A 23,710-nucleotide genomic window follows, 5' to 3' on the forward strand; every position below is an offset into this window, starting at 1 on the left:
CTGCCGGCACTGCGCGGGCCCCCTCCAGGCCCCGGACCAGCAGGATCTGAACTGCGCCTGGTGCGGGCGGGCCGAGCGGGCCTGGCACTGCGCGGAGTGCGGCTCCGCCCGGCTGCGCGCCCAGATCGTCGGCGCCCGCCGCACCGCGGAGGAGCTGGGCCGGGCCTTTCCCGCGGTGCCCGTCCGCACCTCGGGGCGCGACCACATACTGGACGCGGTGCCGGACACCCCGGCCCTGGTCGTCTCCACGCCCGGCGCCGAGCCCGTCGCCGAGGGCGGCTACGCGGCGGCCCTGCTCCTGGACGGCTGGGCCATGCTCGGCCGGCCCGATCTGCGGGCGGGGGAGGAGGCGCTGCGCCGGTGGACGGCCGCGGGGGCGCTGGTGCGGGGCCAGGACGAGGGCGGCACGGTGGTGATCGTGGCCGAGCCGACGGAGCGCGCGGTGCAGGCGCTGGTCCGCTGGGACCCGGCGGGATTCGCCCGGCGGGAGCTGGCGGAGCGAGCCGAGCTGGGCTTTCCGCCGGTCTCCCGGATGGCCTCGGCGACCGGCCCCGCCGAGGCCCTGGCCGCGTTCCTCCGGACCGCCGGGCTGCCGCCGGAGGCCGAGATCCTGGGTCCGGTGCCGGTTCCGTCGGCCGAGCCCGGCAGACCCCGCCGGCCGGGGGACGCCCCGCCGGGCGAGACCTGGGAGCGGGCCCTGATCCGGGTGGTCCCGGGGCGGGGGGCGGCGCTCGCCCGCGCCCTGAAGACGGCGCTCGCGGCCCGCATGGCCAAGGGGGCCACCGACCCGGTGCGCATCCGGATCGACCCGCCCGACATCGGCTGAGACCGCGGGCGAGGCCCCTGCGGGGGCTGTGGGCCCCGGACAGGCTGTGGGTCCCTGACAGGGGACTGCCCCGCCGTGCGACCGGCACGGTGGGGCAGAGGGGCGGCGTGCGGTCAGCCGTTGCGGGGGCCGGGGAAGGCGCCGGGGCGCAGCTCCTCGCGGACCGGCCGGTCCGCGAGAGGCTGCGGCGGCATCGAGCGGGCCGCCGGGACCGAGGGCACCGGGGAGCCGGGCCCCCCGGTGGAGGAACCGGCCGCCCCGCCCCCGACGGAGACCGGGCGCGGCACGGCCGCGCTCTCGCCGCCCGTCTCGGCGGTGGGCTGCGGCGTGGCCCGGCGCGTTCCGTAACGGCGGTGCACGGCCTGCTTGGTGACGCCGAGGGCGGAGCCCACCGCGTCCCAGGAGAAGCCCAGCGAGCGGTCGAAGTCCACCGCGGCCGTGACCAGCGTCTCGACGCTGTCGCGCAGTTCCTGCGCGAGGCGGACGGTGGGGGCCGGGGCCCTGCCGTAGACGACGAAGCCCGCGGAGGGGCCGGAGCGGCGCGGACGGTAGACGTTGCCCAGCTGGGCGGTGAGGGTGCGCAGCGCGTCCACCTGCCGCCGGACCCGCTCGATGTCCCGCACCAGAAGATGCAGACTGGCCCGCGCTTGGGCGTCGTGCGTTGCGTGGTCGGCCATGAAGAAGCCTCTCGAACCGGCGTTGAAAGGGATCGGGCCGCATCAGGGCGGCCCGCTTCGGTCAATCTCCTTTGACCAACGCCCGAGCCGGGTATGTGGTCACGCTATCGGGGCGTATGTGCATATGCACGGGGCGTGCGCGGCGCGCGTACGCCCCCCGCGCGGCGCCCGCTCGCGGTAGCCGGGCCGGACCTCGCCCGGACGGAGACCCTAGACTGGTGTGCTGCTCGTCACCGTACGTCTTGGCCCGAGAGGCAGTCAGCCACCCATGAAGCTCGTCTTCGCCGGCACCCCCGAAGTCGCCGTCCCCGCACTGGACGCCCTGATCGCCTCCGGCCGCCACGAGGTGGCCGCCGTCGTGACCCGTCCGGACGCCCCCGCCGGGCGGGGCCGCCGGCTCGTCGCGAGTCCGGTGGCCGAGCGGGCGGAGGAGGCCGGGATCGAGGTGCTCAAGCCCGCGAAGCCCCGGGACGAGGAGTTCCTCGCCCGGCTGCGCGAGATCGCCCCGGACTGCTGCCCGGTCGTCGCCTACGGTGCCCTGCTGCCCAAGGTCGCCCTCGACGTGCCCGCCCGGGGGTGGGTCAACCTGCACTTCTCGCTGCTGCCCGCCTGGCGGGGCGCCGCGCCGGTCCAGTACGCGGTGATGGCCGGGGACGAGGTGACCGGCGCGTCGACCTTCCTGATCGAGGAGGGCCTGGACTCCGGCCCGGTCTACGGCGTCCTCACCGAGGAGATCCGCCCCACCGACACCAGCGGTGACCTGCTCACCCGGCTCGCCTTCGCGGGCGCCGGGCTGCTCGCCGCCACCATGGACGGCATCGAGGACGGCACGCTGCACGCCGTGCCCCAGCCGCACGACGGCGTCACCCTGGCTCCGAAGATCACCGTCGAGAACGCCCAGGTCCAGTGGTCCGCGCCCGCCCTGCGGGTCGACCGGGTGGTGCGCGGCTGCACCCCGGCCCCCGGCGCCTGGACCCTCTTCCGCGGCGAGCGGCTCAAGCTGATCCAGGCCACCCCGGTCCTGGACCGCACCGACCTGGCCCCCGGCGAGCTGTCGGCCGCCAAGAACAACGTGTACGTGGGCACCGGATCGCACGCGGTCGAGCTGCTCTGGGTCCAGCCGCAGGGCAAGAAGCCGATGAAGGGCGCCGACTGGGCGCGTGGCGTCCGCATCGTCCACGGCGAGCTGCTCGGCCTGTAGGGAGACGGCCCGAGCGGCGGGGACGGCCCGGGCCCCGGGTGGGGTTCGGCGGTCCCGGGCTGCCGTTCGGGCGCCCGGGGACGGCGACGTACGCTGGGAGGGTTCGCACCTCTCACCATCAGCGGAGCACCTTTCACGTGAACGACCAGCCGCGTCGCCGTCCCGCCAAGCCCCACCGCCGTCCGCAGAAGGACCCGGTCCGTTTCCTCGCCTTCGAGGCGCTCCGGGCCGTCGACGAGCGTGACGCGTACGCCAACCTCGTGCTGCCCCCGCTGCTGAAGAAGGCCCGTGCCAAGGGCGACTTCGACGGCCGGGACGCGGCGCTGGCGACCGAGCTGGTCTACGGGACGCTCCGCCGCCAGGGCACGTACGACGCGATCGTGGCGGCCTGCATCGACCGCCCGCTGCGCGAGGTCGACCCGCCGGTCCTCGATGTCCTGAACATGGGCGTCCACCAGCTGCTCGGCACCCGTATCCCCACGCACGCGGCCGTCTCCGCCAGCGTGGAGCTGGCCCGGGTGGTGCTGGGGGAGGGGCGTGCGAAGTTCGTCAACGCGGTGCTGCGCAAGGTCACCGCGCACGACCTCGACGGCTGGGTGGAGAAGGTCGCCCCGCCGTACGACGAGGACGCCGAGGAGCACCTGTCCGTCGTGCACTCGCACCCCCGCTGGATCGTCTCCGCCCTCTGGGACGCGCTGGGCGGCGGCCGGGCGGGCATCGAGGACCTGCTGGAATCCGACAACGAACGGCCCGAGGTGACGCTGGCGGCCCGCCCCGGCCGCTCCACCACCGACGAGTTGGCGAAGGCCCTGGGCGAGGACAACTCCCTGCCGGGCCGCTGGTCCCCGTACGCCGTCCGGATGGCCGAGGGCGGCGAGCCCGGCGCGCTGGAGGCCGTCCAGGAGGGCCGGGCGGGCGTCCAGGACGAGGGCAGCCAGCTCGTCGCCGCCGCCTTGGCCGCCGCGCCCGTCGAGGGCCGCGACACCCGCTGGCTGGACGGCTGCGCCGGCCCGGGCGGCAAGGCCGCCCTGCTCGCCGCCCTCGCCGCCGGGCGGGGTGCCGCCCTGCTCGCCGCCGAGAAGCAGCCGCACCGTGCCCGGCTGGTCGAGCGGACGCTCGCCGGCAACCCCGGCCCGTACCAGGTGATCACGGCGGACGGCACCCGTCCGCCGTGGCTGCCCGGCACGTTCGACCGGATCCTGATGGACGTTCCCTGCTCCGGCCTGGGCGCTCTGCGGCGCCGTCCGGAGTCCCGCTGGCGGCGTCGGGCCGAGGACCTGGAAGCCTTCGCCCCGCTCCAACGAGGCCTGCTGCGCGAGGCGTTGAAGGCCGTACGGGTCGGCGGCGTGGTCGGCTACGCGACCTGCTCGCCGCATCTCGCGGAGACCCGCGTGGTGGTCGAGGACGTCCTCAAGGGCCGGGGCGGGGAGCCGGTGGAGGCGGAGTGGATCGACGCCCGCCCGCTGATGCCCGGGGTGCCCGCGCTGGGGGACGGCCCCGACGTCCAGCTGTGGCCGCATCTGCACGGCACGGACGCGATGTACCTGGCGCTGCTGCGCCGGACCGGCTGAGCGTTCCGCCCGCGGACGGGCTGCCGCGCCCGGTCTCCGGCCCCGCACGGCCCGGTCTCGCCCCGAGAACGGCAAAGGAACAGTAAAGCGCTGGCAAAATGCGCAGAATGTGCGAAGTGTGATGGCCCTGTGAGGCTTCGGAGCGCATCGCGGCGGGGAACGGGCGGGAGACGTGGCAGGCTTGGGTCATGGCGCAGATCAACCCCAGCATCCTGTCCGCCGATTTCGCGCGTCTCGCCGAGGAGGCGAAGGCCGTCGAAGGCGCGGACTGGCTCCACGTCGATGTCATGGACAACCACTTCGTGCCCAACCTGACCCTCGGTGTGCCGATCGTCGAGGCGCTCAGCAAGGCCACGGACACCCCGCTGGACTGTCACCTCATGATCGAGGACGCGGACCGCTGGGCCCCCCAGTACGTGGAGGCGGGGGCCGGGTCCGTCACCTTCCACGCGGAGGCCGCGGCGGCTCCGGTGCGCCTGGCGCGGGAGATCCGGGCCAAGGGGGCGCGCGCCTCGATGGCGCTCAAGCCCGCGACGCCCATCGAGCCGTACGAGGACCTGCTCCCCGAGCTGGACATGCTGCTGATCATGACGGTCGAGCCCGGCTTCGGCGGCCAGTCCTTCCTGGACATCATGCTGCCGAAGATCCGCCGCACCCGGGAGCTGATCAGCAAGCACGGCCTCGAACTGTGGCTCCAGGTCGACGGCGGGGTCTCGGCCACCACCATCGAGCGCTGCGCCGAGGCCGGCGCCGACGTCTTCGTGGCGGGCTCCGCGGTCTACGGCGCGCAGGACCCGGCCGCGGCGGTGCGGGAGCTGCGGGCCCAGGCGGACGCGGCCACGGCCGTCGCCCCCTGGGCATGCGGACACTGAACCAAGGGCAGATGAACGCGGTCCGACAGGGCCGATCAAGGATCGCCGGATCTGACAGGATGAACGGCGTATCGGGCGTGTGAACAGCAGTGAGGAGATCGCGGTGTCTGGCATCTCGGCGGGTCGGTCAGCCATGCGGATGGGACCCGCGGAGCTGGTGCAGGCGGCGGCCATGGCCCGCCGGTTCTACCTGGAGGGCAAGTCCAAGATCCAGATCGCCGAGGAGTTCGGCGTGAGCCGCTTCAAGGTGGCCCGGGTCCTGGAGACAGCCCTCGAACGCGATCTCGTACGCATCGAGATCCGGGTACCGGCCGAGCTGGACGCCGAACGCTCCGACGCCCTGCGGGCCCGTTACGGGCTGCGGCACGCGGTGGTCGTCGAGTCCCCGGCCGAGGAGCAGGAGGACGCCCCCGACCCGGAGAACCTCGGTGAGGTCGCGGCCGACCTCCTCGGCGAGCTGGTCGCCGAGGGCGATGTGCTCGGCCTGGCCTGGGGCCGCTCCACCATCCACATGGCGGCCGCCCTCGACCGGCTCCCGCCGTGCACGGTCGTCCAGCTGACCGGCGTGTACGACGCGGGCACCGCCGAACGCGGCTCGGTCGAGGCGGTCCGCCGGGCGGCCCAGGTCTCCGGCGGCGAGGCGCACCCCATCTACGCGCCGATGCTGCTGCCCGACCCCGCGACGGCCGCCGCGCTGCGCGAGCAGACCGGCATCGCCCGGGCCTTCGAGTACTTCGACAAGGTGACGGTCGCCGCCGTCTCCATCGGTTCCTGGGAGCCGGGCATCTCCACGGTCCACGACATGCTCTCGGACGCCGAACGCGCCCACTACGCCTCGCTCGGCGTCGCCGCCGAGATGTCCGCGCACCTCTTCGACTCCGACGGCCGCCGGGTCGGCCGTGACCTGGGAGAGCGCTGCATCACCGTGGAGGCGGACCGGCTGCGCCGGATCCCCGAGGTGGTCGCGATCGCGGGCGGTCAGCGCAAGGCGGCGGCGATCGGCGCGGTGCTGCGCTCCGGGCTCGTCACCAGCCTGGTGACGGACACCGCCGCGGCCGACTTCCTGCTCACCGAGTCCCCCGCGGGCGTCCGTCCGGCACTGGAGCGGGCCGACCCCGACGGGGAGTGACAGCCGGGAACGCACCGAGGGCCGTGCACCGCATCCGGTGCACGGCCCTCGGTGCGTCCTGACCCGCCGGACAGTCCCTAGCCGACCGGCGGGGCCTTGGCCACGCACGGGGCGGGGGCGGCGGTCTCGGTGCGCGCGGACGGAACGCCCAGCACGGTCTCCTCCAGATACTCCTCGGGCACCTCGTACTGGCCCACGTCGGCGGGGTTGTAGCGCGGCGTCCGGCGGGACCAGTCCAGGTTGCCGCGCATCCAGCTCCGCATCCCGTCGAGGTAGGGCACCAGCATCCCGGACAGCTCCGGATACAGCTCCAGCAGCTCGTCCTCGGCGGTCAGGAACCGCTCGGTCTCCCTCGCGAGGCGCTCGGCGACGTGGTCCAGCGCCTGCTGTTCCCCGAAGCCCCGGTGGTGGCGGACCAGGTGGACGAGGTTGTGGATCTCGCCGAGCACCTGCTCCTTCTCGAAGGAGTACACGTCGTTGGCCCAGCACACGTGGTTGCACGCGGCTTCCAGGGCGGTGATGAAGCGGGGGTCGTTGTGGATCGACTCCGGGGCGTCGATGCCCGCCACGATCTCTATGAGGTCCATGCAGACGTGGATGGCTCCGGTGTGCCGCCGCTTGGCGATGTACGTGTCCTCCGAGGGCACCACGTCCTCGGCGCGGTTCCCCGCCTCCCAGGTCGTGGCGGTCGTGAGGTAGGTGACCAGGTGCCAGGCGAACCGGGTCCGCCAGTGCGGGGCGGCGTTCGGCATCGTACGTTTCCACAGGTCGGCCAGGGCCGTCACGGCGGCCGGGGCGTCCTCGCCCGGCAGCGGCTCGGGGGCGGAGCCGTCGACCACCGAGCGCATCCGGTCGACGACGTCTCTCACCCGGTCGGGTGAACGCCCGAGGTGGCCGTCGTCGAGCTGGTCGTCGACCAGGAAGAGCCAGACGAACCAGTCGGCCACCAGATCGAGGTGTTCCTCGTCGGCCGTCGGATAGACCATGCCGACGAACGCACCGAAATCGGCCTGTTCGAATCGGTTCCTCGCGGACTCGCGGTGGACCAGGCCCGTCCGTCTGGTCCAGCTGTCCAGATGCCCACGGGTGTGCGCCACGTGCGGGTTGGTCCGCTGCGGGAACGGGCAGTAGATGTCCGGCAGTTCGCTGTCCACAGGCGGATCGGGATCCTCTCCGGTCAAACGGTGTGCCCAGGGGTGCCGACGAGCCGGATCGACGCTTCGGACACCCCCGAGACCTGCGGGTTTGAAGCTACCTGACCCCTTGTCACCCGGTCCAGGGATGGTGATCACGAATGATTCGAATCCTGTTCGGGTAGGGTCCGTGGGTAAGGCAGGTTCCACTTGCCCGGAGCCCCCGGCCGCCTCTTCGGAGGAACAGACGAACGCGGGGGTCCTTTGTTGTGTCTTCGTGGAAACGACCTGCACCGTTTCGTATGAAAAAATGAGTGTTATGCGTTTTCTTGAGCCGGGCACCGGTCGCTACACAGAGTCCCCCGCGGTCCCGTACGACCTCACGTACGACGATGTCTTCATGGTCCCGGGCCGCTCCGCGGTCGGCTCCCGGCAGGGCGTGGACCTCTCGTCGCCCGATGGGACCGGCACCACCATTCCGCTCGTGGTCGCCAACATGACCGCCATCGCGGGCCGCCGGATGGCCGAAACCATCGCCCGCCGGGGCGGCCTCGTCGTCATCCCCCAGGACATCCCGATCGAGGTCGTCACCGACGTCATCTCCTGGGTCAAGACGCGCCACCTCGTCCTCGACACCCCGATCGAACTGGCCCCCGGCCAGACCGTCGCCGACGCGCTGTCCCTGCTGCCCAAGCGGGCCCACGGCGCGGGGGTCGTCGTCGACGCCGACCGCCGTCCGGTGGGCGTCGTCACCGACCACGACCTCACGGGCGTCGACCGCTTCACCCAGCTCTCCGAGGTCATGTCCAAGGACCTGGTGCTGCTCGACGCGGACATCGACCCGCGCGACGCCTTCAACAAGCTCGACGGCGCCAACCGCAAGCTCGCCCCCGCGGTCGACGCGCAGGGACGCCTCGTCGGCATCCTCACCCGCAAGGCCGCCCTGCGCGCCACGCTCTACACCCCCGCCACCGACGCGGAGGGCAAGCTGCGCGTCGCCGCCGCCGTCGGCATCAACGGTGACGTGGCCGGCAAGGCCAAGCAGCTCCTGGACGCGGGCGCCGACGTCCTCGTCGTGGACACGGCCCACGGCCACCAGGAGTCCATGATCAGCGCGGTGAAGGCCGTCCGGGCACTCGACCCGCGGGTGCCGATCGTCGCGGGCAACATCGTCGCCGCCGAGGGCGTGCGCGACCTGATCGAGGCGGGCGCGGACATCATCAAGGTCGGCGTCGGCCCCGGCGCCATGTGCACCACCCGGATGATGACCGGCGTCGGCCGCCCGCAGTTCTCCGCCGTCCTGGAGTGCGCCGCCGAGGCGAAGAAGCACGGCAAGCACGTCTGGGCGGACGGCGGCGTCCGGCACCCGCGCGACGTCGCGATGGCGCTCGCCGCCGGCGCGTCCAACGTGATGATCGGTTCCTGGTTCGCGGGGACGTACGAGTCGCCCGGTGACCTCCAGCAGTCCGCGGACGGCCGCTTCTACAAGGAGTCCTTCGGGATGGCCTCGGCCCGCGCCGTGAAGAACCGCACCTCGGACGAGTCCGCGTACGACCGCGCCCGCAAGGCGCTCTTCGAGGAGGGCATCTCCACCTCGCGGATGTTCCTCGACCCGACACGCCCGGGAGTCGAGGACCTCATCGACTCGATCATCGCGGGCGTCCGCTCCTCCTGCACCTACGCCGGCGCCGGCTCCCTCGCGGAATTCGCCGAGAAGGCGGTCGTCGGCGTCCAGAGCGCCGCCGGTTACGCCGAGGGCAAGCCGCTCCACGCCAGCTGGAGTTGATCCCGAATCACCGCAACGACCCCGCCCCCTCCGGCACTTCACGCCAGAGGGGGCGGGGTCGTTTCCGTGCTTCCGGAGGCGGGTCGGGGGTGCGCTTCAACTTCGTTGAATGGTAAGTAATATGAAGCCCACTCAGCTGCCCGCCTCTCTGCGGTAAGGGATCTCATGTCCTTCTTCACTGACCTGGCCCACCAGTACATCGACGGCGAGTGGAGGCCGGGTAAGGGGTCCTGGGACATTATCGACTTCAACCCGTTCGACGGGGAGAAGCTCGCCTCGATCCCGGTCGCCACCGCCGACGAGGTCGACCAGGCCTACCGCGCCGCAGAGCGCGCCCAGCAGGCGTGGGCGGACACCAACCCGTACAGCAGGCGGACCGTCCTGGAGAAGGCGCTGCACCTCGTCGAGGAGCGCGAGCCGGAGATCAGCGACGCGATCGTCGCCGAGCTCGGCGGCACCCGGCTGAAGGCCGCCTTCGAACTGCACCTGGCCAAGGAGTTCCTCCGCGAGGCGATCCAGCTGGCGCTGCGCCCCGCCGGCCAGATCCTCCCCTCGCCGACCGAGGGCAAGGAGAACCGCGTCTACCGCGTGCCCGTCGGGGTCGTCGGCGTGATCAGCCCGTTCAACTTCCCGTTCCTGCTCTCCCTCAAGTCCGTGGCCCCCGCGCTGGCCCTCGGCAACGCCGTCGTCCTCAAGCCGCACCAGAACACCCCGATCTGCGGCGGCACCCTGCTGGCCAGGATCTTCGAGGACGCGGGGCTGCCCGCCGGACTCCTGAACGTCGTGATCACCGACATCGCGGAGATCGGCGACACCCTGCTGGAGCACCCCGTGCCGCAGGTCATCTCCTTCACCGGCTCGGACAAGGTCGGCCGCCACGTCGCCACCGTCTGCGCCCGGAACCTCAAGCGCGCCGTCCTCGAACTCGGCGGCAACAGCGCCCTGATCGTGCTCGACGACGCGGACGTGGACTATGCCGTGGACGCGGCGGTCTTCAGCCGGTACGTCCACCAGGGCCAGGTCTGCATGGCCGCCAACCGCATCCTGGTCGACCGCGCGGTGGAGGCGGAGTTCACCGAGAAGTTCGTCGCCAAGGTCGCCTCGCTCACCGTCGGCGACCCCGCCGACCCGGCCACCCAGATCGGCCCGCTGATCAACTCCTCGCAGGCCGAGTCCATCTCCAAGCTCGTCGACCAGACCGTGGCGGCCGGGGCGACGGCGCTGCTGCACGGCCGCGCCGACGGCAACCTGGTCAGCCCCTCCGTGCTGACCGGTCTCGCCGCCGACTCGCCCGTCCTGCACCAGGAGATCTTCGGCCCCGTCGCCCTGCTGGTGCCCTTCGACGGTGAGGAGGAGGCCGTCCGCATCGCCAACGACACCCCGTACGGCCTCAGCGGCGCCGTCCACACCGGCAACATCGAGCGCGGGGTGCGGATCGGCCAGCGCATCCACACCGGCATGATCCACATCAACGACGGCACCGTCCACGACGAGCCGATCGTCCCCTTCGGCGGCGAGAAGAGCTCCGGCCTCGGCCGGCTGAACGGCGACTCGATGGTCGAGGCCTTCACCACCCAGAAGTGGATCTCCATCCAGCACGGCCGCTCGCAGTTCCCCTTCTGAGCGCCTTCCCGCCCGGTCCCGGCCGGGCGGGGGCCCATCGTGCCGGGCACGCCCGGGACGGCTGGGCATGGTCTACTGCGGGAGGCGGCACGCTCCGCCTCCCGCAAGCCGACCCACCGCAGAGAAGTGAACCGCCCGACGTGCGCCTGAACGACCTCGACGAACGCATCGTCCACGCCCTCGCCGAAGACGCCCGGCGCTCCTACGCCGACATCGGCGCGATCGTCGGCCTCTCCGCCCCCGCCGTGAAACGCCGGGTCGACCGGCTGCGGGCCGAGGGGGCGATCACCGGCTTCACCGTGCGGGTCGACCCGGCGGCGCTCGGCTGGGAGACCGAGGGTTTCATCGAGATCTACTGCAGCCGCAACACCTCCCCGGACGCCATCAAGCAGGGCCTCGCCCGCTATCCGGAGATCGCCTCGGCCTCGACGGTGACCGGGGAGGCGGACGCGGTGGTGCAGGTCTTCGCCGCCGACATGCGCCACTTCGAACAGGTCCTGGAGCGGATCGCGGGAGAGCCCTACGTCGAGCGGACCAAGTCCGTCCTGGTGCTCTCGCCGCTGCTGCGGCGGTATGCGGCGGAGGGCCCGCCCGCCTAGCGCCCGCCGCACCGGGCACACGCCCGAGTACGGTCCCGTACGCGGACGTGCGCCCGGCACGCCGAGAGCACGTACCTGACCCCGCGGGGCCGCCCTTCGGGCGACAACGGCAGTCCGACGACAGGACCTGGCGCCCGCCGCCTGGCGTCCTTCCCCCGGCAGTGGCGCACATCACCCCGCTGACCTGCGATGACGCCCCGCGCAACGATTCGTCGCGCCAGGCCCTCCCCGCGCAACGAATCAACGGTCGACGCGCAACACTCGCGCCTTGTCCGGGCCGATCCGGGCCACGTACCTTCGATACGTCTCCCCACCCCGCCCGCACCGCCCGAGGTCAGCCATGCCGTCGTTGCGCACCGCCCTGCTCCAGAGCTCCGGACGCCCGGGCGCCGTCGCCGAGAACCTGAAGGTGCTGGACGAGGCCGCCGCGCGGGCCGCCGGCGCGGGGGCCCGGCTGCTGGTCTCGCCCGAGCTGTTCCTCACCGGATACGCCATCGGCGACGCCGTCCCCGAGCTGGCCGAGCCCGCCGACGGCCCCGGCGCCGGGGCCGTCGCCGAGATCGCCGTACGCCACGGCCTCGCGGTCCTCTACGGCTACCCGGAGCGCGACGGGGAGCGGATCTTCAACGCGTCCCAGCTCATCGGTCCCGACGGCGGGCGCCTCGCGAACTACCGCAAGACCCATCTGTTCGGCTGCTTCGAGCAGGAGTGGTTCACCCCCGGCGACCAGCCGGTCGTCCAGGCCGACCTCGACGGCATCCGCATCGGCCTGCTGATCTGCTACGACGTCGAGTTCCCGGAGAACGTCCGGGCGCACGCCCTGGCCGGCACCGATCTGCTGCTGGTGCCCACCGCGCAGATGCACCCCTTCCAGTTCGTCGCCGAATCGGTCATACCCGTACGGGCCTTCGAGAGCCAGATGTACGTGGCGTACGTCAACCGCACCGGCCCGGAAGGCGAGTTCGAGTTCGTCGGGCTCAGCTGTCTGGCGGGCCCCGACGGCACCGTGCGCACCCGCGCCGGGCGCGGCGAGGAACTCGTCGTCGGCGAGGTGGACCCGGAGTTCCTGGCCGCCTCGCGCGCCGCCAACCCGTATCTGCACGACCGCCGCCCCGGCCTGTACGGCTCCCTCGCCTGAGCCTGCCTCCTCCCCGAACTTCCGTACCGCGCAAGGAGTCCGTACCCCATGACGTCCACGGTGCCCAACGCCGTCCAGCACACCGACGCGGCCGCCCCGCCGATCACCATGTTCGGGCCGGACTTCCCGTACGCGTACGACGACTTCCTCGCCCACCCGGCGGGCCTCGGGCAGATACCGGCGACCGAGCACGGCCAGGAGGTCGCCGTCATCGGTGGCGGGCTCTCCGGGATCATCGCCGCGTACGAGCTGATGAAGATGGGCCTCAAGCCCGTCGTCTACGAGGCCGACCGGATCGGCGGCCGGCTGCGCACCGTCGGCTTCGACGGCTGCGACCCCTCGCTCACCGCCGAGATGGGCGCCATGCGCTTCCCGCCCTCCTCCACGGCGCTCCAGCACTACATCGACCTGGTGGGCCTCGAAACGCAGCCCTTCCCCAACCCGCTCTCCCCGGCCACGCCCTCGACCGTCGTGGACCTCAAGGGCGAGTCGCACTACGCCGAGACCATCGACGACCTGCCGCAGGTCTACCGCGACGTGGCCGAGGCCTGGAGCGCCTGCCTGGAGGAGGGAGCCGACTTCTCCGACATGAACCGGGCGCTGCGCGAGCGCGACGTACCGCGCATCCGGGAGATCTGGTCGCAGCTCGTCGAGCGGCTCGACAACCAGACGTTCTACGGCTTCCTCTGCGACTCCGACGCGTTCAAGTCCTTCCGGCACCGCGAGATCTTCGGCCAGGTCGGCTTCGGCACCGGCGGCTGGGACACCGACTTCCCCAACTCCATCCTGGAGATCCTGCGCGTCGTCTACACCGAGGCCGACGACCACCACCGCGGCATCGTCGGCGGCAGCCAGCAGCTCCCGCTGCGCCTGTGGGACCGGGAGCCGCAGAAGATCGTCCACTGGCCGCTGGGCACCTCGCTGTCCTCCCTGCACGAGGGTGAGCCGCGCGGCGCCGTGACCCGGCTGACCCGTACCGCGGGCAACCGCATCACGGTCACGGACGCCACCGGCGACATCCGTACCTTCCGGGCCGCGGTCTTCACCGGCCAGTCCTGGCTGCTGCTCTCCAAGATCGACTGCGACGACGCGCTCTTCCCGATCGACCACTGGACGGCGATGGAGCGCACCCACTACATGGAGTCGTCCAAGCTGTTCGTCCCGGTCGACCGGCCGTTCTGGCTGGACAAGGACGCGACCACCGGCCGCGACACCATGTCGATGACGCTCACCGACCGGATGACCCGGGGGACGTACCTCCTGGACGACGGCCCGGACAGGCCCGCCGTCATCTGCCTCTCCTACACGTGGTGCGACGACAGCCTGAAGTGGCTGCCGCTCTCCCCGAAGGAGCGCATGGAGGTCATGCTCAAGTCGCTCGGCGAGATCTATCCGAACGTCGACGTGCGGAGCCACATCATCGGCAATCCGGTCACCGTCTCCTGGGAGAACGAGCCCTGGTTCATGGGCGCGTTCAAGGCGAACCTGCCCGGCCACTACCGCTACCAGCGGCGGCTGTTCACCCACTTCATGCAGGACGGACTGCCCGCCGACAAGCGGGGCCTGTTCCTGGCGGGTGACGACATCTCCTGGACGGCCGGCTGGGCCGAGGGCGCGGTGCAGACGGCGCTGAACGCCGTGTGGGGCGTCATGCACCAGTTCGGCGGGGCGACCGACGCCACCAACCCCGGGCCCGGCGACGTCTTCGACGAGATCGCTCCGGTGGAACTTCCCGAGGACTGAGCGAAGGCCCGGGGCGTCGGGGATCCGCCTCCCCCGACAACGCGGGCGCCCATCCGGCAGGACGGCGGACGCACCCGGTCGTCCTCATCAAAGTGGCCAGCTTTCGCCCCACTGCGCACCGGGGGTCCTGCGTCCGCCGGGTGCCTCCACACCGGAGTCCGCTCGGGGTCCGCCATCGTCCGGGTTCGCGGCGAAGGCCGGCGAGGCGCGTGCGCCCGACGTGGTCGGCGGCTGGCACGTGTCGGGCCTGACCATGGGATGTCGTCCGTGACCGTGGCATGTGGGCGGTGCGCCGCGGCATGTCGGAGGTGCGCGGTCCTGGCGTGCCGGCGGTGTGTGCGGTATCGGGCGGGAAACCCGCGCCCTGCCCAGGGAACCGTACCGCCGGAACCCGACTGGTTCCCTGCCGGGAGCAAAAAGTCGCCACGCCATAGCTTTTCAGCCATCCTCGACGGCTTCGATCCCGCCGTTGTGGAACCCCGCTGTTGATGTTGTGGCTGCTCATGCGGGATGGTGATCGACACGCACAGTGGGTTCCGATCACAGGTGGTCAACGAAAGTCGTCTAGATCCCGCCACTCGTAAAGTGTTGGTCATATTCGTTCCTTATGATGGCCAAACCTTGCAGTGAGGGCTGTTGCCCCTCCTGGCCTCTGGGGCCTCGCACCTGACGCAACGCGAGTGACCGCAGGTCAGAGGGTGTTCCGACGCCCCGCGGCAGGATGATTGACAGGGTGTGCTGAGAACCAGACGGTTGGGGGAGTCGTTGTGGTTCGTACGACTGTGAGTGAACGTTTCACGCCGATCTACGGCACATGGTGCGCCGCGTACTGCCGGCGTTCACCCCACCCCATGCCCGGGCCGCCCCCGACGTCGCACCCTTCCGGCCCGGAAAAACGGAAGCCTCTCGCGCGATCCGATCGTCCTCCCCGACTCCACGGGTAAGGCCGGAGCCGCGCGGACATCACCGGGGGGCCCGTCCACGGGCGCCCGGGTCGAATCAGAAGAAGAACGGGGGTTCCTCATTGTTGCGCCACAGGGAATCGGCAGGGTCGAACGACTTTCCTCTGATTGAACGGCAACACCACATTCAGAACCTCGACGACGCTGTTCGCGAGTGTCAGAAGAGCAACGGCGGCCTGCTCCTCGTCGAAGGAAGGTTCGGCACCGGAAAGACCTCCCTGTTAAGGACAGTCCGATCGCTGCCGTCCGTCGAAGGCTTCAGCGTCCTGCACGCCCGGGGCAACGAGACCGAGTCCGGATTCTCCTACGGGCTGGTGCGACAGCTCTTCGAGTACCTGCTCGCCTCCGCGACGCCGGAGGAGCGCACCGCGCTGCTGGCGGGACCCGCCGCCATGGCGGCGACCCTCTTCGAGCACACGGAGGGCGGTGTCCGGGGCGAGGTCGCCGTCGACCGCGAGCACGACCTCCTGCGCGGCCTCTACTGGATGCTCGTCAACCTGTCGCAGCGTCAGCCCGTGCTCGTACTCGTCGACGACCTCCACTGGGCGGACGAACCCTCGCTCCGGTTCCTCCAGTACATCGAGTGCCGCCTGGGGCAGCACCCGATCCTCTGCGTCGCCGTCACCGCACTCGTGCACCACGGCAACGCCCCCGAGGCCGAACATTTCATCACCATGCCCAGCATGCCCGCCATCTGCCTCGATGACCTGAGCCGCGACGGTGTGCGTGACCTGTTCTCCGCCGTCTTCAACCGCGACCCCGATCCCGACGTCGTCCGGATGCTCCACGAGGTCACCGGTGGCAACCCCTTCTTCCTCAGCGAACTCCTCACCGAGTTCCGGCGCCAGGGCGACGACACCCCCGGCATCGGCGCCGCCGCCCGCACCGCCCCACGCACCCTGGCGCGCGCACTGCCCCGCTGGGTCGGGCTCGTTCCGCCCGAGTACCGCGAGAACGCCCACGTCCTCGCGCGCAGCCTCGCCGTACTCTGCACCAGCGGTGACTTCGCCCAACTGGCCTCCGCCACCGGCCTCCACCAGGACGAGGTCACCGACGCGGCCAGCGCCCTCATGGACATAGGCCTCCTCGCCCAGGGCACCCCCCTGCGCTTCCGGCACTCCGTCATGCGCAATGCCGTCTACGCCCACCTCCCCAACACCTTCCGCTTCCGCGCCCACTCCAGCGCCGCCAAGGCCCTCGACCGTGACGGCGCCCCCGCCGAACACGTCGCCGAGCACCTCCTGCACGCCCCGCCCAGCGAGGACCGGCGTGCCGTGGACATCCTCGTCGCGGCCGGCGAGAAGGCACTCGCCAACGGCGACCCTGCCGCCGCCGTCGCCGTCCTGCGGCGCGCCATGCAGGAGAAGGCCCCCGACGACATGCTCGCGGACCTCCTCCTCCGGCTCGGCGAGGCCGAACACCGGGCACGCGACCCCAAGGCCGTCGAACACCTCACCCAGGCCATGAGTCTGGCCAAGACGCCCGCCGCCCGCGCCTCCATCGCCTTCAGCCTCAGCGGCGCCCTCAGTATGGCCATGCGCTTCGGGGACGCCCTCGACCTGCTGCGCAGCGTGCACGCGGAGGTCGAACCCCACGACCGCGAACTCGCCCTGCGACTCCGCTCCGAACTCATCAAGCTCGCCAGTCTGTCCCCCAACACCAAACCCGCCGCCGAACAGGACCTCGCCGCCATCATCGGCGCCGACGGCACCGAGAACTCCACCAGTCTCATCCGTGCCCAGCAGGCCCAGGCAGCCCTGCTCAACGGCGAGCCGGCCAAGAAGGTCGCCGACCTGAGCGAGGACGCCCTGCCCTCCGGCGCCCTGGTCGCCGAGCCGGACGGCGGTGCCCAGGCCTCCTGGATCGCCGCCTTCTGCCTCCTGTGCTGCGGGCGGCTCACCCAGGCGCTCAGCATCCTCGACGAAGCCCTCCAGGAGGCGGAGGCCAAACACCTGCGGCTCGCCGCCGAGGACATCCGTGCCCTGCGCGCCCTGGTCAACATGCGCCGCGGCGCGCTCGGCGAGGCCGAGGTCGACGCGCTGAGCGCCCTCAAGGGCCTGGGCGCCGGATCGGTCCCCGCCCTCGGCCGCCCCCTCGCCGTACTCTCCCTGGTCGGCGTGCTCCTCCACCGCAACCAGCTCGGCGCCGCCGTGGAGGCGTACGAGCGGTACGGCATTCCCACGCACATACCCCAGTTCTCCATCTTCCTGCCCTTCATGATCGCCCGCGGCCAGCTCCGCATCGCCCAGGGTGAGATCGAGTCCGGTATGAGCGAACTGCTCCGCACCCACGAACTGCTGCAGGAATGGGGAGCCAGATGCCCCGCCTTCTCCCCGGCGACCGAGGCCGTCCACGCCCTGTGCGCCCTGGGGCGGCGGGAGGAGGCCCACGCCCTCGCCGAGAAGCAGCTGGAGGCCGCCCGAGCCTTCGGCAGTGACCGGGAGATCGCTCTCGCCCTGTGCGCCCGGGCGCGGGCGACCGGCGGGGCGACGCACCTCGAAGACCTCGAACAGGCCGTCGAACTCTTCAGCGGTACGGCCGACGCCCTCGACGAGTGCGCCGCCCTGATCCAGTACGGCACCGCGCTACGGATCGCCGGACAGCCATCGGCGGCACGCCGAAGACTCAGGGCGGCCAGCGATCTCGCCGACGGCATGGGTGCCACCGCGCTGAGCAAACAGGCCCGGCAGGAACTCGCCGTCATGGGGGTGCGGGTCCGCGAATCGGCCCGCACCGGTGTCTCCGGGCTCACCCCCAGGGAACACCGGGTCTGCCTGCTCGCGGCCGAGGGGAAACGCAACCAGGAGATCGCCCACATGCTCTTCGTGACCGTCAAGACCGTCGAGTGGCATCTCAGCCAGGTCTACCGGAAGCTGGGCGTCGCCTCGCGCATCGAACTCCGCGACGCCCTGGGCCAGAACTGATCCGGATTGAACCCGGCTGACCGGAACGGACCCGGCCGACCCGGAACGCCCGCAAGCGACCCGGTATCCGGCCCCGGCACACGGACCTGCCGTGCTGCCCCGGGGCCGAATACTGGGGGCTGGCTGGGGGCGAACCCGGACCTGGCGCTCCGACCGGCGCACGAGAATCGCAGCGCGGCCACCGCAGACCTGACGGCGTCGGTGGCCGCGCGGGCGACCGTTCGCGTCGCCTCGCAGGCAACCGAAAGGCACTGGAGAAACCCCGTGATCGACGAGACTCAGCGCAAGGCCACCGTCCTGGAGTACTTCGAGCGCGTCAACGCCAAGGACCTCGACGGCGTCGTCAAGCTCTTCGCCACCGACGCCGTCGTGGCGGACCCGGTCGGCGCCCCTCCCGTCACCGGCGAGGAGGCCCTCCGCGCCTACTTCCAGCGCGTCCTCCACGAGTTCGACACCCACGACGTCCCCGGTGTGCCCAGCGGAGCCCAGGACGGACAGAGCGTCGCCCTGCCGCTCAAGGCAACCATCAACAACCCGCAGGACCCCACCGGCGGCGTCCGCCTCGACGTCAACCTCGTCTCGGTCTTCACCATCGGTGAGGACGGTCTCATCCACGAGATGCGCGCCTACTGGGGTCTGACCGACATCGCACCCGCCGGCGCCTGACAACCCCTGGGTGCCCACGTGCCCCCGGGGATACGCCTGGGGCAGGTGGGAACAACGATGCTGGGGTGGCGGCCAGGGGTGAACCCCGAAGCCAGGCCGCCACTTCTGGCGCAGAATCGACCCGTAGAACAGAACAGAACGTCACATCGGAGGTCGGAGGCCGGAGATCCGGAGGTCTGAGGCCGAGAGCTGAGGGCCGAGGGCCGGACACCGGTCAAGGCACCCTTCCGGCCGTGACCCACCACCGGCCCGGAACCCGAACTCACGACACCACGCCCGCCAGGGCCGCCGTACCGCACCGCCGTCGACCCACCTCACCAGCCGGAACAGAACATCGACCGACACGGATCCGACAGAGCTCCGACATGGTCCGCGACGATCCGCAACGGTCGGAAAGGGTTCGGGAAGGGTCGGGAAGGGTCCGGTAGAGGCCGACAGGGTTCGCAGCGCACCGACACGGTGCGCACGGACCGACGCACAGCACCAACCATCGACACCGCACGACTCGGGGGACTACCAGTGAAGGATCATCCGCTCCGGCATGCCGAACCGTCGCCGCGACCACGGTCCGTCGCGGGAGCCCGGTCCCAGTAAGAGGACCGCCATCCACCGCATGCCGTGACCTCCCGGCAGCGGACCTTCACCGACACCGCAGGCGCCGTGAGGCTTCGCGCGCCCTGCTGCCGTGCCAGCGATCTCCCCACCGCCGTGCCGTCCCCGTGCCCCTTCCGCCTGTGGAGTTGTGTTACATGCCTGCCACCTCGCCCAACGAAGAGAAGCTCCGCGACTACCTGAAGCGCGTCACGGCCGATCTCCGGCAGGCCCGGCAGCGTCTGAGCGCGGCAGAGGCCCGCAATCGAGAGCCCATCGCCATCGTGGGCATGGCCTGCCGCTTCCCCGGGGGCGTCGGCTCCCCGGAGGACCTGTGGCGCATGGTCGCCGACGGGGCGGAGGGAATCTCCGCGCTCCCCACCGACCGCGGCTGGGACCTCGACGCACTCTTCGACGCCGACCCGCTCCGGGCCGGCACCAGCTACATCCGCGGGGGCGGATTCCTGCACGGCGCGGCGGAGTTCGACGCGGGGTTCTTCGGGATCTCCCCGCGCGAGGCCCTGGCCATGGACCCCCAGCAGCGGCTGCTGCTGGAGACGGCCTGGGAGACCGTGGAGCGCGCCGGCATCGTTCCCGCCGCACTGCGCGGGGAGAACGTCGGCGTGTTCGTCGGCGCGGTCCCGCAGGACTACGCCCCCCGCCACGGCGACCCGGCCGCCGAGGACGTGGAGGGATACCTGGCCGTCGGCAACACCACCAGTGTGATGTCCGGCCGGGTCGCGTACACCCTCGGCCTGCGCGGCCCGGCCGTGACCGTCGACACGGCGTGCTCGTCGTCGCTGGTCGCCCTGCACCTCGCCGTGCAGGCCCTGCGGCAGGGCGAGTGCACCATGGCCCTCGCCGGCGGCGTCACGGTGATGGCCGCCCCCAACTGGATCGTCGATCTCAGCCGTCAGCAGGGTCTGGCCCCCGACGGCCGCTGCAAGGCGTTCGCCGAGGGCGCCGACGGCTTCGGCCCCGCCGAGGGCGTCGGCCTCCTCCTGGTGGAGCGCCTCTCCGACGCCCTGCGCAACGGTCACCGCGTGCTGGCGGTGGTGCGTGGTTCGGCGGTGAACCAGGACGGTGCCTCCAACGGCCTCACCGCCCCCAACGACGAGGCGCAGGAGGACGTCATCGGCCGCGCCCTCGCCAACGCCGGTGTCTCCACCCGCGATGTGGATGCGGTGGAGGCGCACGGTACGGGGACGAGGTTGGGTGATCCGATCGAGGCGCAGGCGTTGTTGGCGACGTATGGGCAGGGGCGTGAGGGGGGTGAGGCGCTGCTGTTGGGTTCGTTGAAGTCGAACATCGGTCATGCGCAGGCGGCTGCGGGTGTGGCTGGTGTGATCAAGATGGTGATGGCGATGCGGCATGGTGTGTTGCCGCGGACGTTGCATGTGGACGATCCGTCCTCGCATGTCGATTGGTCCGCGGGGGACGTGTCGTTGTTGACGGAGTCGCGGGAGTGGCCGGAGACGGGTCGTCCGCGCCGCGCCGGCGTCTCCTCCTTCGGTATCAGCGGCACCAACGCCCACGTCATCCTCGAACAGGCCCCCGGACCGGACGCGACGGACGCGGCAGAGCCCGGGGCCGTGTCCCAGGCGATGCCGGAGTCCGCGTCGGGCACGGCCACCCCCGGCCCCGCAGTGCCCTGGGCGTTCTCCGCCCGCACCGCCGAAGGTCTGCGCGAGCAGGCCGCCCGCCTGCTCGCCCACCTGGAGGAGCGCGACGGCACCCACCCGGCCGATGTCGGCCACTCGCTCCTCGCCACACGATCGCTGTGGGACCACCGCGCCGTGGTCGTCGGCACCGACGACACCTCCCTCCGTACCGCCCTGGCAGCTGCGGCGGCGGGTGAGCCGGGTGTGGTGTCGGGTGTCGCGGGTGCGGTTGCGCGGCCGGTGTTCGTGTTCCCGGGTCAGGGTGCGCAGTGGTCGCGGATGGGGCTGGAACTGGCTGACTCGTTCCCGGTGTTCGACCGGGCGTTGGGTGAGTGTGCGGAGGCGCTTGCGCCGTTTGTGGCGTGGGATCTGCGGGTGGAGTTGGCCGGTGATCTGGCTCGGGTCGATGTGGTGCAGCCTGCTTCGTGGGCGGTGATGGTGTCTCTGGCCCGGTTGTGGGAGTCGTTCGGTGTGGTGCCGGCCGCGGTGGTGGGGCATTCGCAGGGTGAGATCGCTGCGGCGGTGATCGCGGGTGCGTTGTCGTTGGAGGATGCTGCCCGGATCGTCGCGGAGCGCAGCCGGGTGATCGGTGAGCGTCTCGCCGGCCGGGGTGGCATGGCGTCGATCGCGCTGCCTGCCGCGACGGTACGTGAGCGGGTTGAGGGGTTCGGTGACCGTCTGGCGGTCGCTGCCGTCAACGGGCCGTCGTCCACGGTGGTTTCGGGTGAGCCGTCCGCGTTGGACGAGTTGCTGACGGTTCTGGAGGGTGAGGAGGTACGCGTTCGGCGTATCGCGGTGGATTACGCCTCGCACTCCTCCCACGTGGAGTCGATCCGCGAGGAGCTTCTGGACGTTCTGGCTCCGATCGCGCCGCGTTCGGCGTCGGTGCCTTTCTATTCCACGGTGACCGGTGGTCTGCTGGATACCGAGGTTCTGGATGCCGCTTACTGGGTGCGGAATTTGCGGCAGACGGTCGAGTTCGAGGCGACGACGAAGGCGTTGATTGCCGACGGGCTCACCGCGTTCGTGGAGTGCAGCGCCCATCCCGTTCTCGCCGTGGGTGTGGAGGAGTCCGGCGCGTCGACCGTGGTCGGGTCCCTGCGCCGTGATGACGGAGGCGCTCAGCGGTTCGTGACGTCGCTGGCGCAGGCCTTCGTCCATGGACTGCCCGTCGACCTGGGACTGCTCGTCGCCGACGGACGCACCGTCGACCTGCCGACGTACGCCTTCCAGGGCACCCACTACTGGCTGCGCCCGACGGCCGGCCGCGCCGACTTCAACGCCGCCGGGCTGGGCGCCGCGCACCATCCGCTGCTCGGTGCCGTCGTCAGGCTCGCCGACACCGACGGCGCCCTGCTGACCGGGCGCCTCTCGCTCGCCGACCACCCGTGGCTCACCGACCACACGGTTGACGGACACGTCATCCTGCCCGGCGCGGCCTACGTGGAACTCGCCGTACGCGCGGGCGACGAGGTCGGCTGCGGACGGATCGCCGAACTCACGCTCCAGGCACCGCTGGAACTGGTCGACGGCAGGCCCGTAGCCGTCCAGGTCGCCGTCGGCGCCGCCGAGGCGGACGGCAGCCGCCCCCTGACCGTGCACGCCCGGACGGACGACTCGGACGACGCCTCGTGGACGTGCCACGCCACCGGCACCCTCGTTCCCGCCGCCGACGCCGAACCTTCCTTCGACCTCGTCGCCTGGCCGCCGCCCGGTGCCTCCGGCGTCCCCCTCGACACCTTCTACGACGACGTCACCGCCGCCGGGTACGGATACGGCCCCGCCTTCCAAGGGCTGCGCGCGGTGTGGACCGCCGGGGACGACGTGTACGCCGAGGTCACATCGGTCGCAGCCGAGGAAGCCGAACGATTCCTGCTCCACCCGGCGGCCCTCGACGCGGCGCTCCACGCGATCCTCGTCCGTACCGGCGACGCCGGGGACACTCCTGCCCTGCGGCTGCCGTTCTCGTGGAGCGGCGTCGAGGTGTACGCCACCGGTACGGCTGACCTGCGCGTCCAGCTCACCCGGACCGGCGAGGACACCGTGAGCGTGCGCCTCACCGATACCGACGGGGCGCCCGTCGCCCGCGTCGAGTCGCTCGCCCTGCGCGCGCCGTCCACCGACGCGCTCGGCACGACGGGCGCCGCCGATCTCCTGCACGTCGTGTGGGACCCGATCGTCGGCCTTCCGGCCCCGACCGGCGCGACCGACGTCACCTTCCTGGACACCGGGGCCCCGGATCTCGACACCCTCGGTGCCCTCGACGGCCCGGCTCCCGACGTCGTCGCCCTCGCACTGCCCGACGACGCCACCGACGTGCGCGACCTCGTCGGACCGGTACTCGCACTGGTCCGCCGTTGGCTCTCCGACGACCGCTGGAGCACCTCGCGCCTCGCCTTCGTCACCCGCCACGACTCCCTGGAACACGCCGCCGTCCGGGGTTTCGTACGGTCCGCGCAGACCGAGCACCCCGGCCGTTTCCAGCTCCTCGACATCGAGCGGGACGCCGAGCCGTCGCAGGATGCCGTGACCGCCGCCCTCGCCACCGCCGAGCCACAGCTCGCCCTCGGCCCGAACGGCATCAGCACCCCCCGCCTCGCCCCCGTAC

15 protein-coding genes are annotated in these 23,710 nt (G+C 71.7%); 13 read left to right on the forward strand and 2 right to left on the reverse strand.

The features are described 5' to 3' along the window. The coding region (locus HET64_RS18830) for a primosomal protein DnaI (protein WP_215107129.1) at positions 1-826 on the forward strand (826 nt) is incomplete at its 5' end. Between the two features lie 113 nt (positions 827-939). Here the strand turns inward: HET64_RS18830 and HET64_RS18835 are convergent. Then, positions 940-1,503 (reverse strand): hypothetical protein, encoded by a 564-nt coding sequence (locus HET64_RS18835; protein WP_215107131.1) that lies wholly within the window; start codon positions 1,501-1,503, stop codon positions 940-942. A 268-nt stretch (positions 1,504-1,771) separates the two neighbouring features. Between HET64_RS18835 and fmt the strand changes: the two genes are divergently transcribed. From fmt to HET64_RS18855, 4 genes are all read left to right on the forward strand, one after another. After that, complete coding sequence (gene fmt / locus HET64_RS18840; RefSeq protein ID WP_215107133.1) at positions 1,772-2,704, forward strand: methionyl-tRNA formyltransferase; 933 nt, start codon at positions 1,772-1,774, stop codon at positions 2,702-2,704. 137 nt (positions 2,705-2,841) lie between these two features. Then, positions 2,842-4,275 (forward strand): RsmB/NOP family class I SAM-dependent RNA methyltransferase, encoded by a 1,434-nt coding sequence (locus tag HET64_RS18845; RefSeq protein ID WP_215107135.1) that lies wholly within the window; start codon positions 2,842-2,844, stop codon positions 4,273-4,275. Between the two features lie 188 nt (positions 4,276-4,463). Next, entirely contained in the window at positions 4,464-5,147 is a 684-nt protein-coding gene (rpe, locus tag HET64_RS18850; RefSeq protein ID WP_215107137.1) for a ribulose-phosphate 3-epimerase, read from the forward strand. A 133-nt stretch (positions 5,148-5,280) separates the two neighbouring features. Further along, on the forward strand, positions 5,281-6,276 hold the full coding sequence (locus HET64_RS18855) for a sugar-binding transcriptional regulator (RefSeq protein ID WP_215107155.1): 996 nt from the start codon (positions 5,281-5,283) through the stop codon (positions 6,274-6,276). 77 nt (positions 6,277-6,353) lie between these two features. On the opposite strand, the gene HET64_RS18860 is transcribed toward HET64_RS18855, so the two are convergent. Further along, the gene (locus tag HET64_RS18860; RefSeq protein ID WP_215107139.1) at positions 6,354-7,430 is read right to left on the reverse strand and encodes a terpene cyclase; all 1,077 of its coding nucleotides are present in this window, start codon (positions 7,428-7,430) and stop codon (positions 6,354-6,356) included. Between the two features lie 298 nt (positions 7,431-7,728). On the opposite strand from HET64_RS18860, the gene HET64_RS18865 reads away from it, so the two are divergent. The 8 genes from HET64_RS18865 to HET64_RS18900 all read left to right on the forward strand — a co-directional run. Further along, positions 7,729-9,195: a GuaB1 family IMP dehydrogenase-related protein gene (locus HET64_RS18865; RefSeq protein WP_097868075.1), complete on the forward strand. Its 1,467-nt coding sequence runs from the start codon at positions 7,729-7,731 to the stop codon at positions 9,193-9,195. A 165-nt stretch (positions 9,196-9,360) separates the two neighbouring features. Then, on the forward strand, positions 9,361-10,818 hold the full coding sequence (locus HET64_RS18870) for an aldehyde dehydrogenase family protein (RefSeq protein WP_215107141.1): 1,458 nt from the start codon (positions 9,361-9,363) through the stop codon (positions 10,816-10,818). A 140-nt stretch (positions 10,819-10,958) separates the two neighbouring features. After that, positions 10,959-11,417, forward strand: a complete 459-nt coding sequence (locus tag HET64_RS18875; RefSeq protein WP_215107142.1) for an Lrp/AsnC family transcriptional regulator — start codon at positions 10,959-10,961, stop codon at positions 11,415-11,417. A gap of 340 nt (positions 11,418-11,757) precedes the next feature. Beyond that, positions 11,758-12,555, forward strand: coding sequence for a carbon-nitrogen hydrolase family protein (locus HET64_RS18880; protein WP_215107144.1), 798 nt, complete (start codon positions 11,758-11,760; stop codon positions 12,553-12,555). A gap of 48 nt (positions 12,556-12,603) precedes the next feature. After that, the gene (locus HET64_RS18885) at positions 12,604-14,298 is read left to right on the forward strand and encodes an NAD(P)/FAD-dependent oxidoreductase (RefSeq protein ID WP_215107147.1); all 1,695 of its coding nucleotides are present in this window, start codon (positions 12,604-12,606) and stop codon (positions 14,296-14,298) included. A gap of 1,027 nt (positions 14,299-15,325) precedes the next feature. Next, on the forward strand, positions 15,326-18,184 hold the full coding sequence (locus HET64_RS18890) for a LuxR family transcriptional regulator (RefSeq protein ID WP_251145523.1): 2,859 nt from the start codon (positions 15,326-15,328) through the stop codon (positions 18,182-18,184). A 264-nt stretch (positions 18,185-18,448) separates the two neighbouring features. Continuing rightward, positions 18,449-18,850: a nuclear transport factor 2 family protein gene (locus HET64_RS18895; protein WP_215107151.1), complete on the forward strand. Its 402-nt coding sequence runs from the start codon at positions 18,449-18,451 to the stop codon at positions 18,848-18,850. Positions 18,851-19,599: 749 nt separating this feature from the next. After that, positions 19,600-23,710, forward strand: a 4,111-nt coding sequence (locus HET64_RS18900) for a type I polyketide synthase (protein WP_215107153.1), incomplete at its 3' end; no start/stop codon positions are given.

The sequence above is a fragment of the Streptomyces sp. McG3 genome, assembly GCF_018619185.1.
Classification (GTDB): domain Bacteria; phylum Actinomycetota; class Actinomycetes; order Streptomycetales; family Streptomycetaceae; genus Streptomyces.